A 16,631-nucleotide genomic window follows, 5' to 3' on the forward strand; every position below is an offset into this window, starting at 1 on the left:
CCCATTCAAAGGGGTTAAATTGTCGAAATCTTTTTAAGGGAAAGAATGTTTACATTATTAGGAGGGACTTACGAATGAACATCTATGTACTTTTGAAAAGAACGTTTGATACTGAGGAGAAAATTTCGATCCAAAACGGTCAAATTGCCGAAGACGGAGCTGAATTTATCATAAATCCTTACGATGAATATGCTGTCGAAGAAGCGATTCAAGTCCGTGATGCACATGGCGGCGAAGTAACGGTCGTGACAGTCGGCGGGGAAGAAAGTGAAAAGCAATTGAGAACGGCTTTAGCCATGGGTGCGGATAAAGCGGTCCTTATCAATACAGAAGATGATCTTGATCATGGAGATCAATTCACGACAGCGAAGATCCTCGCTCACTATTTAAAAGAGCAGGAAGTCGATTTGATCCTTGCAGGTAATGTTGCCATCGACGGCGGATCTGGACAAGTCGGACCTCGTGTAGCAGAACAGCTTGATATTCCTTATGTAACAACCATCACGAAATTGGAAATCGATGGTGAAACAGTGACCGTTACCCGTGACGTAGAAGGGGATTCAGAAGTCATTGAAACATCCCTTCCACTTTTAGTGACGGCCCAACAAGGGTTGAACGAACCGCGTTATCCATCCCTTCCTGGAATCATGAAGGCGAAGAAGAAGCCTTTGGATGAAGTGGAATTGGATGATATCGACTTAGAAGAAGATGACGTAGAAGCAAAGACCAAAACAATCGAAATCTACCTTCCGCCGAAGAAGGAAGCCGGTAAAGTATTAGAAGGCGAATTGGATGCTCAAGTATCGGAGCTTGTTTCACTTCTTCGCAACGAAGCGAAAGTTATATAAGCCAGGATCAACGTAATAACTAACATTCAGGGGGTAATTTAACATGGCGAGAAAAGTATTAGTACTTGGAGAAGTTCGAGACGGATCATTACGTAATGTTTCCTTTGAAGCGATTGCGGCAGGGAAGACAGTATCTGAAGGCGGAGAAGTCGTCGGAGTTCTTATTGGCAAGAGTGTAAGCGCTTTAGGGGAAGAAATGATTCAATATGGTGCGGACAAAGTGGTAGTCGTTGAAAACGATAAACTGGAACAGTATACGTCAGACGGCTATTCACAAGCCATCCTTTCAGTCATTGAGGAAGAGAAGCCTGAAGGCATCATCTTCGGTCATACGGCACTTGGAAAAGACCTGTCCCCAAAAGTGGCAAGTAAACTTAGCACAGGGCTGATTTCAGATGCTACGGATCTTGAGGAAGCCGGCGGTAACCTCGTCTTCACAAGACCGATTTATTCAGGTAAAGCATTTGAGAAGAAAATCGTGACAGACGGAGTGATCTTTGCGACGATCCGTCCGAATAACATCGAACCATTAGCGAAAGATGAGTCCCGCACAGGGGATGTTTCCACTCTATCGGTAGACATCAAAGACTTACGTACGATCATTAAAGATGTCGTGCGCAAAGCAAGCGAAGGTGTGGATCTTTCTGAAGCGAAAGTCATCATTGCCGGCGGACGCGGAGTGAAGAGTGAAGATGGATTCAATCCTCTTAAAGAACTTGCCGATGTACTTGGTGGAGCGGTAGGAGCATCCCGTGGAGCGTGTGATGCAGATTACTGTGACTACTCCCTTCAGATCGGTCAAACGGGGAAAGTGGTAACGCCTGACCTGTATATTGCTTGCGGTATTTCCGGAGCCATCCAGCATTTAGCGGGGATGTCGAATTCCAAGGTCATCGTTGCGATCAATAAAGATCCTGAAGCGAATATCTTTAACGTAGCGGATTACGGAATCGTCGGGGACCTCTTTGAAGTGGTACCGATGCTGACGGAAGAATTTAAAAAACTTAAAGTAGCCTCTTCTTAATCTGTCCTGACGTTTTAAAGGAACGGTTACAGGGTATGAACATACTATAGAATACAAATAAGGACGTAGCTGGATCACGGGCTGCGCCTTATTTTTTCTTCTACAGTATATTCCGTTTTCAGAAGGGAATATTACCTACGAGCAGAAATATAGCATCCACCAAAAAACGGTGATATACTTACGTTACATTCAAAGATTTTAGGAGGCGCATATAAATGGCAATTACACATGCAACTGACCAATCATTCTCAACTGATACAAATTCCGGACTGGTACTGGCGGATTTCTGGGCACCTTGGTGTGGACCTTGTAAAATGATCGCACCGGTTCTTGAAGAGCTGGATAGCGAAATGGGCGACAAAGTGAAAATCGTCAAAGTGGACGTTGATGAAAACCAGGAAACAGCAGGTAAATTCGGGGTTATGAGTATCCCTACTCTAGTTGTCCTTAAAGACGGCGAAGTAGTAGACAAAGTAATCGGTTTCCAACCTAAGGAAGCACTTGCAGAATTATTAAATAAACACGCATAAGGATTTCAACTGAAAGACCGTGGCTGATCATCAGCCACGGTGTTTTTTTATGGCCTGTAATAGTCCCCTATATTAATTTTTTTAAAAAACGTTGACTATGAGAATCATTCTCGATATAATTTTAATGGAATTGAAAATCATTATCATTTAATCAGTCGGGGGGTATATACATATGAGAAAGAGAGACTTAACGAAGATCTTTGCTGCATTCCTATTAACGGGTTCTGTTCTGGCAGGCTGTGGAACAGATGAGAAAAGCAGTGAGGAAAAGGCACCTGCCTCAGCGGATTCAAAGCAAGTGGAAAAGAAAGATGAAGCTGAACAGGAGAATGTGGATTACTCTGCTTCTTTCGAAGAAGCCAAGGCGGAGCTTTCCAAAGCGAAAGAAGATAAAGAAGTCGATTTTGATAAAGTGACATCCATCTATCAGGATGATTTACAGGAACTTGTGCAAAAGCGTGATCAGGAATTTGAAGATACTGTAGACGAGCATATTTCCACTGCTCTTGAAGCAGGTAAGGAAGGTTCCCTTGATCAAGTGGTGGTCGCACAATTATTCGATAAATTAATGCAAAAAGTTTTCTATACGACGATGAAACATGAGTTCACGGAAGTAGCGGAAAACTGGGGAAATAAAGAAGAAGTAAGCGAAGAAATAGAAGAAGCGAAAGAGTTTTATGGAATTCTTGAATCAACGGTTCAAAAAAGGGATCAGGCTTATGATACGAATATGGTCGATGCCATAAATGGTGGATTCGATGAGATGGAAAAGGCCGTCGAAGAGGATGATGAGCTCGGTTTCCAACTTGGAAAGCAAGTCGTCGACAAGACGTTGATGAAAACTTTCTATCTTGCAGCAGGGGCCCTTCCAAACGGATATGCCATGAAAGCCTCTGAAGAAGCGAAGGAAGATGCGGAAGCGGCCAAAGCAGAACAAGCAGAGGGATGGGCATTCTATCAATCTCTTGCTAGTTATCTATCAGGCAACGCTCCTGAAGAAGCAGAATTCATCAACAACCAATTTGACCTGCAGACGGATGTGACAACCATCGACCCTGAAGCGGTGAATCATGCATTTGTTCGCGGATTCTCCAAAATCGCCCTGCACGAATACGAGGAGAGCGCTGAGTACTGGGGAGAAGATAAGTCAGCCATCACGGCATTGGAAGGTGCGCTGTTCATCGATCTTATCTCCTCTGATATCAAGAGGCTGATGGGTGAAGAAGTTTATCAATCTCTATCAACGGATGCTCAAAGCTACTTAGAAGCTGTTAAGTCACAGGATAAAGAAAAAGCAGAAACGCTCAGAACGAACCTGGAAAAAATGTTGAACGATGTGATGGCGAAAGCGAATAAATAGTCATTTGGGTTGACCCTGTATCTTTGTGTGAAGTCCCTCTTTCAGTAGGGTGGATTTTAGCCAATTGGGGTCAGCCCTTTTTCACTTTATGTGCAAGGTAAGGTACAATATAGAAATGATGAATTCGGAATGGTTTGAGGTGTAAGAATTGAAGATTATCGTTACAGGCGGTGCCGGCTTCATTGGATCGCATTTATCAAAGAAGCTCATTGAAGAGAAGCACGAGCTTATGATCATAGACAGTTTTCATCCCTATTACTCCCCTGAAAGGAAAAGGAGACAGTTATCCTCTGTACAGGAAAAGGGACCGGTCTCTTTCCTTCATAAGGATTTATTAGAGGATGAAGGAGAATTACAGGAAGTGTTCCAGCAATTCAAAGCGGACTGTGTGGTCCATTTGGCTGCGATTCCCGGCGTTTCCCATTCTTTGCATGTCCCGAATGAATATGTCGATTATGACATCAAAGCGACGATCAATACGCTCAGGATGGCAGGGGAGAGCGGCGTCAGGAAATTTGTCTTTGCTTCTTCCTCCTCTGTGTACGGCAATACAGACAACACCCCGTCCAGAGAAGAGGATGCCACGGGTGCGGTGGTATCGCCGTATGCAGCGGCGAAGTACAGTGCCGAATCGTTTTGTAAAGCCTACGCGTCCATTTATGGTCTGGAGATGACGATCCTTCGTTTCTTTACCGTGTACGGACCATGGGGAAGACCGGACATGGCGATTTATTCTTTTATAAGGAAGCTCATGGAGGGTCAGGAACTTCCCATCTATGGACTGGAAAACAAGAGGGATTATACGTACATAGATGATATTGTGGATGGGACATACAGGGCGATCCGAAGTGAAGAGTCAGGAACATTCAATCTTGGAAACGGTACGCCCATTTCAATGGAAAGCCTGATACATGAACTGGGAAGGCACTTTCCGTCCCTGGAGGCATTTGTCACCGACAGGAGAGTCGGGGATGTCACTTCAACTTGTGCGGATATCACGAAAGCGAAAGAGGTTCTCGGCTATTCTCCTTCCGTCTCCTTTGAAGAAGGAATGAAAAGAACGGTTCAGTGGATGAAAGAGCATGAACAAATCATATAAACTCGCCAAAAATGGCGTGAGAATCCTTTTATTGGTTTTGTTTTTCATCTTACTCTATTATTATTTCGACAAAGACTATATGATGAAAACCGTACAGCAGATGCTTGCACACCCTGTCATTCTATTATTGGTACTCGGAATCTATTTTGTCTCGTTCTTCCTGAAAGGGATCGCATGGAAACTATATCTGAATGACAATGTGAGGTTAACAAGCTGTTTGATCGGCTTATTTTACAGCTTGCTGTTTAATCACCTACTTCCTTTAAAAGTGGGGGACGGGCTTCGGGTCATGGTCATGAATCAGCGTGAAAAGCATATCAGTGTGGAACGATCGTTTCATTCCGTGTTTATTTTAAGGGTGATGGACACGCTATCGCTCATGCTCCTGGCCGGGATCGGACTGTTCTTTTTCCCGTTTGCACTGAAGCTGCCCGGTCTGTTCACGATCGGCTTGTTCTTATGTGCCGTATTGGCGGGGGGACTATTGCTGAGGTACGTGTCTGCAGGTTTTCTCACCAGACAGATGGCGATGCTGAAGCATGCCTTGTCAGGGAGCAGGGGGTTCCTGGTCATCAGCCTGATCCTCTCGAGCTGGGTGCTTGAGGGGGCGATCCTTTTTGGAGTCGCCCTGATCTTGCTTGAGCCGTTATCGATGGGAGCGTCGATTTGGGTCAATAGTGTGACGATCATCGGTCAATTATTTCAATTTGCCCCCGGAGGACTGGGGACTTATGAATCGGTTATGAGTTATACTTTGCTCTCCGCCGGTATCCCCCTTGAAAAAGGGTTTTCCATGGCTATTTTGAGTCATGGCTTGAAGTTTATCTTCTCCTTTATAGCAGGAGGAATCGTAATCGCCGTATCGCCTGTTTCCATCAGTCGTGTGAAACAATGGGTGAGGATGAAAGGATGAATGAAATTGAAGAGCGCATCAAAATTTGAGAAAACGGCGGCCAGATGCTGGAATCTGCTGAATGAAGGAAAGCCGTTCACCCCTATTTTTGTCATAGGGACCATGACGATCTTTCATTTTCAGGGGCTGCTGCATGGGGAATGGTTTTCGTTCCTCATAAGCTTGCTGTTTACACTTCCTCTATTTATTTTATATTTTTATTATGATTTTCCGTTGTTCTTGCGAAACTATTTGTGGATCCCGGTCATCGGGTTCCTGCTTCTCTTTGAACCGCCGAATCTTGCTCTATGGGGATTGGGGATCGGTCTCTATTTCTTTTTTACCGTCTTTTTCTGGGGAACGTTTTATTATCATCTCCGGATCGGGACGGACTGGCTGAATTTCACCCGTTTCTGGAAGCTGGTATTGAAGAACAGTGACTCAACGAGCGGAAATGCCCAGGAGCAGCTTCCGAAATTCCTGCTGCTGCTAGCGGTGTGGGATGGGATGATGACGAATCTGGCAACAGGCGAACTGCTCCCGACGACTCAATATTTCATTTTCTGCGGGGGTGTATTCGCATTAGCATTCATCCTTCATCATTTCTTGTTTGACTGGAAGCCAAATCAGTACGACTCCTTTACAACCGGTGAACCGGCCCACGAGGAGGCACAGAATGAAAAAGTGATGGTGATTGTGATCGACGGGATGAGAAAAGAGCGTTTCTATGAAGCGAATACCCCGTTTCTGGACGGACTGATGGAGCGGGGGACCGAGTATTTGAATATGGAAACCGTTTATCCTGCTAGAACCGTTGTCTGCTTCTCTTCCATGTTCACCGGGACCTACCCGAAAGAGCACGGAATGAAGTCCAATATGGTCTGGAAGCTCGGGATCAAGGTGGAGAGCATCTTTGATTCTTTACGTAAAGTAGGGAAAAAAGGGAAGATGCTGGGGATCGCCCATCTGGTGGATTCCTTCGGTAAAGACGTTGAAACAGTGACGGCCGTGATGCATAAAGACAAAGCAGATCGAAATATTATCAATAAAGCAAAAAAAATCATGGAAGAACAGGACCCGGATCTCTTCATCGTCCAATTGATCGGGACAGATCAAATCGGACACAGCCGGGGCGTCTTATATGATGAATACATTGAAAAAATCGAAGAAGCAGATCGTTTAATACAAGAGTACGTAGAGTGGCTGGAATCTGAAGGGAAAATGGAGAACACCACCCTCATGATCTGCGCGGATCATGGACAGGCGGATGGAATCGGCGGACATGGTCATCTTGATGAAGGAGAACGATTCGTTCCTTTCTTTATGGTGGGTCCCGGGATCAAGAAGGGAGAAAAGATCCAGGAGAAAAGAAGTCTAGTCTCCATGGCTCCGACCATCGCCTATTTATTGGGGGCGCCTTATCCGAGTCACAGCCGGGGACCTGTACTAAACGAAGCGTTAAAGGAGAGTTGGAAGCAACATGAATAAACAGAAAGTCATTGTGTTCATGCCTGCCCACAATGAAGAAGAGTCGATCGGTGAGGTAATCGGCCGGGTGCCCCGTTCTTTCCATCCTTCCGTTGAAGTGGAAGTACTGGTCATCAATGATGGTTCTAGTGATCGAACGGTTGAGGTGGCCAAAAAGGCAGGGGCCGATCACATCATTACCTTCAACCGTAACCAGGGACTGGGTGCTGCAGTGAGGGAAGGTCTGCGCGCATCCGTTGAACTCGGTGCCGATATCGGGGTTATGATCGATGCGGATGGAGAGTATCCCCCGGAACAGATCCCGGATTTATTACAGCCGATTTTCAAAGGGGAAGCGGACTATACGATGGGCTCGAGATTCCTGGGTACCATCAATGGCATGAAGCTCCACCGCCGGTTGGGGAATTACTGTTTCACGGCCCTTCAATGCCTGCTTCTCAGAAAGTGGATTTACGACGGTCAGTCCGGGATGAGGGCCTTCTCGAAACAGGCAATGGAGCATGCAGAAATCATCCATGATTACAATTACGCACAAGTGTTGACCTTGAACCTGGTCCGTAAAGGCTTCAGGGTAAAGGAAATCCCGATTTTGTATTATGTTCGCACGACGGGCCGCTCCTTCATTAAGTTTAAATCATACATGTCCTCTGTTCTTCCGGCGATCCTGAAAGAGATGCAGAAACCGGTGGAGAAAGTATATGTGGAAGAGCAGGCCCATTACATCCCTTCTGAAGAAGGAACGAACCATTTTGCCAAATAGAGCATAAAAACCTTATGATAAACGAAAAATAAGCACTTTCATTTGTAAAATGAGTGCTTATTTTTTATTGACAATACGAATGATAATCATTATCATTGAAAGCAGGAGGGAACCATACATGAAAAAAACGTTCATAACCAGTGTACTTGTGTTTGTATTTATCAATATGATGCTGTCTTCACAGGCATCCGCTTATTCATACGGAGATCCCAGTGAGGAGAAAATAGCTGAAGCTTATAAAGAAATCATGATCAAGCTTGATGAAGACCCTCCGAATTATTCAGAGTCTAAAAAGATTTATGAAACGGTTCGAGAAGAAGTGGATCAGCATATGGGGGAAGAACCCTCAAAGGTCATTCTTGAGAATCTCGAAAATAAAGAAAAAGAACAGGCAATCGAAAATTTAGATGAACTGCTCGTCCTTAATATCGCCAGGAGACTTGAGGGCATTGATAAAAACTTCTCGGAATATGATACGAGTAAGCGATTACTCGCAAAAGGATTTGCTACATATAAAACGCTGTCTCCGAAGGTCGAAGGGAAAAACCCTGAATTGGATCAGAAAATACGGACAGAATTCGATCAAGCGCTGGAATCTTTAGGGAATCCCGGGTTATTCGGTGTAGGGACCAAGGAATCCGACCAGGATGCGTTTAAACAAAGTAAAACGTTTATAATGGATTCGCTTCAAAAAGAATTCAATATCAAAAGCCTTGAAGTGGGACACTTCGCTGAAAGTGCCACAGAAGAGGCAAGTCAAAAACAGGAATGGACGGATATTTCCAATCTGAAGAACTGGGTGCCGATTGTCGTCATTGTAGTGGTCCTTGCCGCTGCGATCGTCTATGCCGTAAGAAAACGAAGATAACGTCACGATAGAAATAGTCTTTAAGCAAGTAAGGGGGAACTACGGTGGAATTACAAGCATTGCTGATCACCTTCCGTGAAGTTCTGGAAGCGTTATTGATCATCGGGATCATCACCACTTATCTGAAGAAAATGAATCATGGCCATTTCACAAAATATGTGTGGCTGGGGGCAGGGTTGGCGATTTTGGCCAGTGTCGGAGTCGCGATGCTCTTTCAGGTCGTGTTTACCGGTTTTGCCGCCATGGGAAGTGAGATGTACTTGAAGATCGGCATCATGCTGGTCTCCTCCATCCTCCTGACCCAGATGGTCTTTTGGATGGCGAAGCACAGCCGTGACCTCAAGGGGAACATGGAAGGGAAGATGAATCATTTCATCTCGACGGGAAACATCGTCGGGATGGTGATCCACTCGTTCCTGGTCGTTCTTCGTGAAGGTGTGGAGACCGTCTTCTTTTTCGCTGCCATTACAGGTGGGGATATCGGAGCGGCCATGCAGGGCTGGGGAGCGATTACCGGCGTGGTCATCGGTTGTGTAGTCGCGTACTTCTTCTTTAAAGGCACCATGAAGATCTCATTGAAGAGCTTCTTTAAAGTGACAGGGGCATTCATAATCATGATTTCTGCAGGGCTGCTCGTCCAGGCGATCTCCATGATGCAGGATATCGGGATGATCGGCAGTGTGATTCCACATCTTTACGACCTTACATGGTTCCTGCCTGAACATCCGATCGATTATGCCCATTTCCTCCGTGATACAGGGACGGCTCCGTTGTTATCAGGGGATGTCGGCATTTTTCTTAAAGCACTATTCGGATATTCTTCCATGCCTTCCATCGAGGAAGTGATTGCATATATCGGCTATTTCGTAGCGATTTACTTCCTCACTTCGTCAAAGCCCAAGACGGTGAAAGCAAAGGAAGAGGTAAAGGCGGGAGTGAAGGATTTAAGCCCGCAGGCGAAGTAATGATATGAAGTACCAAACTTCATTGCCTTAAAGATTGAACACCTATTTCGAAAGGTGTACACTCTTTAGAGGAATGTATGTTTGGTGCTTTTTTTACTGATTGGATCGTTATCCTGCAGGTATACAGAGGAAGCTGGTGAGAGTTGAGATGGTTGGGAAGTATATAAGCTGGCCGAATGTGGTCGGGGCGTTGGCTGTGATTGCTGCATTTGTTCTTCAGGTCGTCTGGGTGCCACCCTATGCGGCTACGTGGGACATGGTGGATTTTGCCCTTGGTGTCCTTCATTTTGATATGTATCAGATGCAGCCGCATTTTCCCGGATATCCTTATTTTATCCTGGGGGGCAAAGCCCTGCATCTGATGATAGGGGACCCCGTTCAAGCCCTGACCCTTTTTAATATCATCACGTATGCAAGTGCTGTCGTCCCGCTTTTTCTGTTAGTGAAAAGGATGGTCGTGCCGTCTTATGCTGTGGTGGCGACTGCGTTGATTTATACAAGCAGCTTTACGGTCCTGATGGTGAATCAGCCGATGTCCGAAGGGGCTGCCATCGGGGTGATGTGGTGGTACATATGGAGTCTGGTGGCAGCCCATGAAAGATCCCATAACGGATACCTTATCCTGCCCCTCTTCCTCTTCAGCCTGCTTCTCGGGATCCGGTTATCCTATCTGGTCCTTGGGCTCGGCATCCTTTTGGTGCTGTACAGGAAGTGGAAGGATGGAGTAATGAAATCAATGGAAATACCCCTGTATCTTCTGGTTGCCATTCTCTTCCAGCTTCTCTGGATTTCGGGGATCAGCATCTCAGAAGGGGGATATGGAAGTTTTCTGCGACTGGCCCTATCCTTCACCAATGGTCATTTTCAAGAATGGGGCGGTGCGATCGGGGCAGCGGACCTCAGCCTGCTGGACAGGGTGTGGAGGCTGATCTTCTTAAACACCATCTGGGTGGGAGGAGCTGCTGAATCCATTTTTCTTCTCGTTCTACTCATCGTCTGTGGGTTCCTGTTAAGGAGGTCACCGGTAGGGAATCATGATATGACAAGACTGATCTTGCTGCTGATGGGCAGTTACTTTCTTTGGGCTTTGTTCGCCCAGAATGTGATGAAACCCCGTCATGCCCTGCCTTTGATCGGCATGGCTTTGTTCCTGATAGCGGGAAAGCTGTTTTCACAAAGGCATTCCCGTGCTGTTTCCATCCTGCTCACCGCGGTCCTTCTGCTTCAGTTTTATCATACAAGTACGTTATTATATAAACATGCATCGGATATTCCGGCTGTCTATCAGATGGCCGATTATTTAGAGGGGGCAGACCGGCCCCTTGTCGTATATACATGGGAAGAATCAAGAGTCCTCGAGTATCTTGACGTTCCCTTTGCTCATAAAAAAGTTCAAACCTATGAAGTGTTTGCCACCGACGCCGGATATTACCCTGACCGGGAAATCTATGTGACGGATAAAGTGGTTCAAGGCTTCAAAGACCAGGGAGTCCAGGTGGACGGATTCATTCAAGTGGAAAAGCAGTTCCATTCCAGTGAACTCATCGACCCGGTCTATCATGACCTCACGTTATACAAATGGGAGAAACCAAGGAAGGAGGAAGACAGATGAATCAGAATATCTCAAATAAATTGGCGCTGCTTCCAGACCAACCGGGATGTTATTTAATGAAGGACAGGCAGGGGACGATCATTTATGTAGGAAAAGCCAAAGTGTTGAAAAATAGGGTCCGTTCCTATTTCACGGGTTCCCATGACGCGAAAACCCAGCGCCTGGTAGGAGAAATTGAAGACTTCGAATACATCATGACGTCATCTGACCTGGAAGCCCTCGTGCTTGAAATGAATCTGATCAAAAAATATGACCCTAAATACAATGTCATGTTGAAAGATGATAAAAGCTATCCCTTCATTAAATTAACGAATGAACGGCATCCGAGACTCATCACCACCCGCAAGGTTCAAAGGGGAAAAGGGAAATATTTCGGCCCTTACCCGAATGTAGGAGCGGCAAATGAAACGAAAAAGCTCCTCGATCGTCTGTATCCGTTACGTAAATGCTCCACCCTGCCTGACCGTGCCTGCCTGTACTATCATATTGGACAGTGTCTCGCTCCCTGCATTAATGAGGTGAGCAGGGACACGTACCGGGAAATGACGGATGAGATATCCCGATTCCTGAATGGCGGCTATAAGGAAATCAAGAACCAGCTGACGGTGAAAATGAATGAAGCATCTGAAAACCTGGAATTTGAAAGAGCGAAGGAATTCCGCGATCAGATCCTTCACATAGAAGCGACGATGGAAAAGCAGAAAATGACGATGACGGATTTCACCGACCGTGATGTGTTCGGGTATTCCGTTGATAAGGGCTGGATGTGTGTACAGGTATTCTTTGTCCGTCAAGGAAAGCTCATAGAGCGGGATGTGTCCTTATTTCCCCTTTATAATGAACCAGAGGATGAGTTCCTGACATTTTTAGGTCAGTTTTATTCGAAATCCAACCACTTTAAACCGAAGGAAATCTTTTTGCCTGAACAGATTGATATTGAACTCGCTGAGAAGCTTTTAGAAGTGAAAATGACCCAGCCGAAGCGCGGGAAGAAGAAAGAGCTAGTCAAGCTTGCCGAGAAAAATGCCCAGCAGGCACTTGGAGAGAAATTCGCCCTTATCGAAAGGGATGAAGAACGGACGATCAAGGCGATTGAGCGTCTTGGGGAACATATGGGGATTTACACCCCGTTCAGGATCGAAGCATTTGATAACTCCAATATTCAAGGTTCGGATCCCGTATCGGCGATGATCGTCTTCTTAGACGGGAAACCTGCGAAAAAAGAATACCGCAAGTACAAGATCAAAACCGTGAAGGGCCCCGATGATTACGATTCCATGCGTGAGGTTGTGCGCAGGCGGTATACGAGAGTCCTGAAAGACGGTCTTCCATTACCCGACCTCATTGTGATCGATGGAGGAAAAGGACAGATTGAAGCGGCGAGGGACGTCATTGAAAATGAACTCGGTCTCGACATCCCCATCGGAGGCCTGGCGAAAGATGATAAGCATCAGACATCGGAACTTCTCTACGGGAACCCGCTGCAAATCGTCCCACTTGAAAAACGCAGCCAGGAATTCTATCTTCTCCAGCGGATCCAGGATGAAGTCCACCGGTTTGCCATCACCTTCCACCGCCAGTTAAGAGGAAAAAGCGCCTTCCAATCCACCCTCGACGACATCGACGGCATCGGACCAAAGCGGAAGAAACAGCTTCTAAAGCACTTTGGTTCCATGAAAAAAATGAAAGAAGCTACCGTAGAAGAATTTGTCGAGATCGGCATACCGGAAGCCGTGGCAAAGGAATTGGTTGAGAAGTTGAAATAGCAGGTGCGTGGTACAGTAAGAATTGTTCATGATCTTTATTTTGGTTTATCGGTTGTTTCGGAAGCAGCTTGTGAATTAGCAGAGTTGATTGGAGCGGAAGTGCTCGACTCCTGCGGGAATAGCTGGACAGGTGAGACCCCGGAGGCTCACCGCCAGCCCCGCGGAAAGCGAGCACCTGCAGCGGAAATCAACCACAGCATGCTCATTCAAACCAGCTCACGAATGAATAATAAAATGAAATATTGTTTCAATTAGCCATTGAATCAATATTTCCTCTGTGCTATAATTAACGAAAATTTATATCATTATCACTTTTTAAAGTGGTGATAGAGGTGCGAACTTCAAGAGTACAGGTAAAGAGGAGTATGAGCTCCATTGAGATGCCTGGAAAGGGGAGAATCGCCGAAGTGGTTATAGACTCATGCTATATCCGCTGGTTCTACGTTTAAGAAATGTAGGATTGTCAAGATGATTGAATCTTGGAGAGCTATCTCACAATGCCGATGAACCTATTTGTATGTTCTGCTGTATGTTCATAAAGCAATGAGATATCATTCTCATTGCTTTTTTTATTATCAGCGAGAGGTCCATTTTAACCGGTCCTGTTCTATGAATGTATGGGATGATTGTGATTGTACTCTTCATCATCAAAAAGAGTAGCGAATATGCACTCAGAAAGAGGGAGAAGTCGTGAGTATTATTGTTCAGAAATTCGGTGGAACTTCAGTGGGTTCTGTAGAGAGAATTCAAAATGTTGCGTCAAGGATCATTGAGGAGAAAGAAAGAGGGAACGATGTAGTGGTCGTCGTTTCCGCCATGGGGAAAACGACAGATACACTCGTAGGTCTTGCAAGGGAGATCACCTCTCAGCCGAGCAAAAGGGAAATGGATATGCTGCTCTCAACCGGGGAACAGGTGACCATTTCACTACTGACGATGGCCCTCATCCAGTCGGGCCATGATGCCATTTCATTCACAGGCTGGCAGGCCGGTATCGAGACGGAATCTGTTCACAGCAATGCCAGGATCACCAATATTCATACCGACAAGATGTCAGCTCACCTTCAGGAAGGAAGAGTGGTCATCGTAGCAGGGTTTCAGGGAATGACTGAAACAGGTGAAATCACCACTCTCGGCAGGGGAGGGTCGGATACGACTGCAGTTGCCATTGCGGCAGCCCTCAAAGCTGAACGGTGTGACATTTATACGGATGTAGACGGGGTATACACGACAGATCCGCGATATATAAAAGGTGCAAGAAAATTACCGTCGATTTCATATGATGAAATGCTCGAGCTTGCGAATCTCGGGGCAGGGGTCCTGCATCCAAGGGCAGTCGAATTTGCCAAGAATTATCAGATTCCGTTAGAAGTGAGATCAAGCATCGAAAGAGTGGAAGGAACGTATATTGAGGAGGAAGCAAGCATGGAACAGAACTTGATTGTAAGAGGAGTAGCGTTTGAAAATGACATTACCCGGGTCACTGTATTCGGTCTGCAAAACGCTTTAACAGGACTTTCATCCGTATTCACTACGTTAGCTAAAAATCATCTGAACGTAGACATCATCATTCAGACCCAGACAGATCAGAATACCACCAATCTATCCTTCTCCATCAAGGAACAGGATCTTGAAGAAACCCTTGCTGTCCTTGAGCGAAATAAGGAACAGTTGAATTTCACCCATGTCGAGCATGAAAGCGGGCTTGCGAAAGTATCGATCGTCGGTTCCGGGATGATTTCAAACCCCGGAGTAGCAGCGGAAATGTTTGAAGTACTGGCACAGCATGACATTGTCGTAAAGATGGTCAGCACCTCTGAAATCAAAGTGTCTACGGTGGTGGACGGGGAGAATATGCAAAAGGCGGCACGCGTCTTACATACTGCCTTTAACCTCGATGCACTGAAAATGGAAGAAATCACGCTGTAAGATCAACATAGAAAAGGGTTGCCCTGAATATCAAGGGCAACCCTTTATTAGGAGGTGTACTACTCTATCAGGTCTTTGTCGTCCCATCTTACAACCACTTTGACCGATTGACTCCGTTTATGTATTTCGTCGGCAGCTTCTGCCACACATTTTCTTTGAAGCTGAATTTGTTCGGCGATAAAGCCGGTTTCCAGTTTGAAGTTCACATCCGTTTTCAGGGACAGGCGACGTTCGATTACAGGTCCGTTCAGCTCAAATGTCATCTCGTTTCTTTTTTGTTCCAGAAGTGTAAGGGTACCCCATCCGGCCTCAGTGAAAAAGGAAGACACTTCCTCTGTTGACTGAAGGGGGAACTTCCGTGAAAGCTGTTTTCCTCCCCAGTACAGGATATCGGGAGTGTGCTTTCCCAGTATGTCTGGTATCAAGATGTCGCGTAACATTTCATATCCGAAAATTGGAACGGACGGCTGATGTACTTCTTCTTTTTTCTGTTCCAAGTAAATCCCCTCTTTCTATAAAACTATTATATACATGAAAAGGGGAATTATCATCCCATACTGTGAAAAAATGACCTTGGGATATTTTGGTGAAATAATATTAATTCATTGTTTATCGAAATTTTCGCACATTTCAATTGGACAAAACCTCATCTTTTCTGTTATCAATATATTAAAAATATTTTTGCGGTATTGTCGAAATTATGTATACGTTTTCTTGACGCTTCCACTCCTTGGGAGTAAAATGAACATGTCACATTATTGTTACAATATAAAATATGTATCGTCGTCTAATACGTTATGAGTTTGATTAGAAAACGAATTCATATTTTATCATTAAGGGGGGTAAATCATGGCTGGAAATCGAGAATTTAATTATCGCAGGCTTCATTCATTGCTAGGTGTTATTCCAGTTGGATTATTTTTAACACAACATTTAGTCGTGAACCATTTTGCCACTGGTGGGGAAGAATCTTTCAATCAGGCGGCACACTTTATGGAAAGTCTTCCTTTCCGTTATTTCCTTGAAATTTTTATCATCTTCCTTCCATTGTATTTCCATGCGATTTACGGAATTTACATTGCATTCACTTCGAAGAATAATGCAAGTAAGTTTGGTTATTTCCGTAACTGGATGTTCTTACTTCAACGTGTTTCCGGGGTGATCACATTCATTTTCGTCACATGGCATATTTGGGAAACAAGGGTCGCAGCAGCTTTCGGAGCTGAAGTGAACTTTCAAATGATGGAAAACATTTTATCCAATCCGTTGATGCTGGGATTTTATGTGCTTGGTGTACTTTCAACAATTTTCCACTTTGCAAACGGATTATGGTCATTCTGCGTTAGCTGGGGACTTACGGTTACACCTCGTTCTCAATTAATTGCTACATATGTTACGATCGGGATTTTTGTAGCGTTATCGATTGTCGGTATGCGTGCAATCTTTGCTTTCGTATAAGCAGAATCAATATACGAGTCTGATAGATTAAG

At 45.2% G+C, this 16,631-nt stretch carries 16 protein-coding genes and 1 riboswitch; of the genes, 15 read left to right on the forward strand and 1 reads right to left on the reverse strand.

Translation table 11 applies throughout. The features are described 5' to 3' along the window. Positions 1-74: 74 nt before the first annotated feature. The 14 genes from CN378_RS21970 to CN378_RS22035 all read left to right on the forward strand — a co-directional run bounded on the left by CN378_RS21970 (position 75) and on the right by CN378_RS22035 (position 15,141). Positions 75-848, forward strand: a complete 774-nt coding sequence (locus CN378_RS21970; RefSeq protein WP_098354636.1) for an electron transfer flavoprotein subunit beta/FixA family protein — start codon at positions 75-77, stop codon at positions 846-848. A gap of 43 nt (positions 849-891) precedes the next feature. Then, positions 892-1,872 carry an electron transfer flavoprotein subunit alpha/FixB family protein gene (locus CN378_RS21975; RefSeq protein WP_098354637.1) on the forward strand — a complete coding sequence of 327 codons (981 nt, stop codon included), beginning with the start codon at positions 892-894 and terminating at the stop codon, positions 1,870-1,872. A 215-nt stretch (positions 1,873-2,087) separates the two neighbouring features. Next, positions 2,088-2,402 (forward strand): thioredoxin, encoded by a 315-nt coding sequence (gene trxA, locus CN378_RS21980; RefSeq protein WP_098354638.1) that lies wholly within the window; start codon positions 2,088-2,090, stop codon positions 2,400-2,402. Between the two features lie 172 nt (positions 2,403-2,574). Beyond that, complete coding sequence (locus tag CN378_RS21985) at positions 2,575-3,762, forward strand: hypothetical protein (RefSeq protein ID WP_257141237.1); 1,188 nt, start codon at positions 2,575-2,577, stop codon at positions 3,760-3,762. Between the two features lie 148 nt (positions 3,763-3,910). Then, positions 3,911-4,861 (forward strand): NAD-dependent epimerase/dehydratase family protein, encoded by a 951-nt coding sequence (locus CN378_RS21990; RefSeq protein ID WP_098354639.1) that lies wholly within the window; start codon positions 3,911-3,913, stop codon positions 4,859-4,861. Continuing rightward, entirely contained in the window at positions 4,845-5,774 is a 930-nt protein-coding gene (locus CN378_RS21995; RefSeq protein ID WP_098354640.1) for a lysylphosphatidylglycerol synthase transmembrane domain-containing protein, read from the forward strand. The genes CN378_RS21990 and CN378_RS21995 overlap by 17 nt, the downstream gene beginning before the upstream one ends. Before the next feature lie 6 nt (positions 5,775-5,780). Next, on the forward strand, positions 5,781-7,241 hold the full coding sequence (locus tag CN378_RS22000; RefSeq protein WP_098354667.1) for an alkaline phosphatase family protein: 1,461 nt from the start codon (positions 5,781-5,783) through the stop codon (positions 7,239-7,241). Beyond that, complete coding sequence (locus tag CN378_RS22005; RefSeq protein ID WP_098354641.1) at positions 7,234-8,001, forward strand: glycosyltransferase family 2 protein; 768 nt, start codon at positions 7,234-7,236, stop codon at positions 7,999-8,001. Before CN378_RS22000 ends, CN378_RS22005 begins: the two co-directional genes overlap by 8 nt. A gap of 118 nt (positions 8,002-8,119) precedes the next feature. After that, positions 8,120-8,869: a hypothetical protein gene (locus CN378_RS22010; RefSeq protein WP_098354642.1), complete on the forward strand. Its 750-nt coding sequence runs from the start codon at positions 8,120-8,122 to the stop codon at positions 8,867-8,869. A 44-nt stretch (positions 8,870-8,913) separates the two neighbouring features. Then, entirely contained in the window at positions 8,914-9,834 is a 921-nt protein-coding gene (locus CN378_RS22015; protein WP_098354643.1) for an FTR1 family iron permease, read from the forward strand. A 148-nt stretch (positions 9,835-9,982) separates the two neighbouring features. Next, entirely contained in the window at positions 9,983-11,446 is a 1,464-nt protein-coding gene (locus CN378_RS22020) for a hypothetical protein (protein WP_098354644.1), read from the forward strand. Further along, a complete protein-coding gene (gene uvrC / locus CN378_RS22025) occupies positions 11,443-13,212 on the forward strand; it encodes an excinuclease ABC subunit UvrC (RefSeq protein ID WP_098354645.1) in 1,770 nt (589 codons plus the stop codon). The genes CN378_RS22020 and uvrC overlap by 4 nt, the downstream gene beginning before the upstream one ends. Before the next feature lie 3 nt (positions 13,213-13,215). Next, positions 13,216-13,467 (forward strand): hypothetical protein, encoded by a 252-nt coding sequence (locus tag CN378_RS22030; RefSeq protein ID WP_098354646.1) that lies wholly within the window; start codon positions 13,216-13,218, stop codon positions 13,465-13,467. A gap of 64 nt (positions 13,468-13,531) precedes the next feature. Further along, a riboswitch (Lysine riboswitch) is annotated at positions 13,532-13,710 on the forward strand. 192 nt (positions 13,711-13,902) lie between these two features. Further along, positions 13,903-15,141, forward strand: coding sequence for an aspartate kinase (locus CN378_RS22035; RefSeq protein WP_098354647.1), 1,239 nt, complete (start codon positions 13,903-13,905; stop codon positions 15,139-15,141). Positions 15,142-15,200: 59 nt separating this feature from the next. Here CN378_RS22035 and CN378_RS22040 read toward each other — a convergent pair whose 3' ends face one another. Further along, the gene (locus CN378_RS22040; protein WP_257141238.1) at positions 15,201-15,638 is read right to left on the reverse strand and encodes a YslB family protein; all 438 of its coding nucleotides are present in this window, start codon (positions 15,636-15,638) and stop codon (positions 15,201-15,203) included. A 352-nt stretch (positions 15,639-15,990) separates the two neighbouring features. Here CN378_RS22040 and CN378_RS22045 point away from each other — a divergent pair, with 352 nt between their 5' ends. Then, complete coding sequence (locus CN378_RS22045; RefSeq protein WP_034757098.1) at positions 15,991-16,599, forward strand: succinate dehydrogenase cytochrome b558 subunit; 609 nt, start codon at positions 15,991-15,993, stop codon at positions 16,597-16,599. The last annotated feature ends 32 nt before the right edge of the window (positions 16,600-16,631 follow it).

The sequence above is a fragment of the Bacillus sp. AFS015802 genome, from assembly GCF_002561455.1.
GTDB lineage: Bacteria > Bacillota > Bacilli > Bacillales > Bacillaceae_B > Rossellomorea.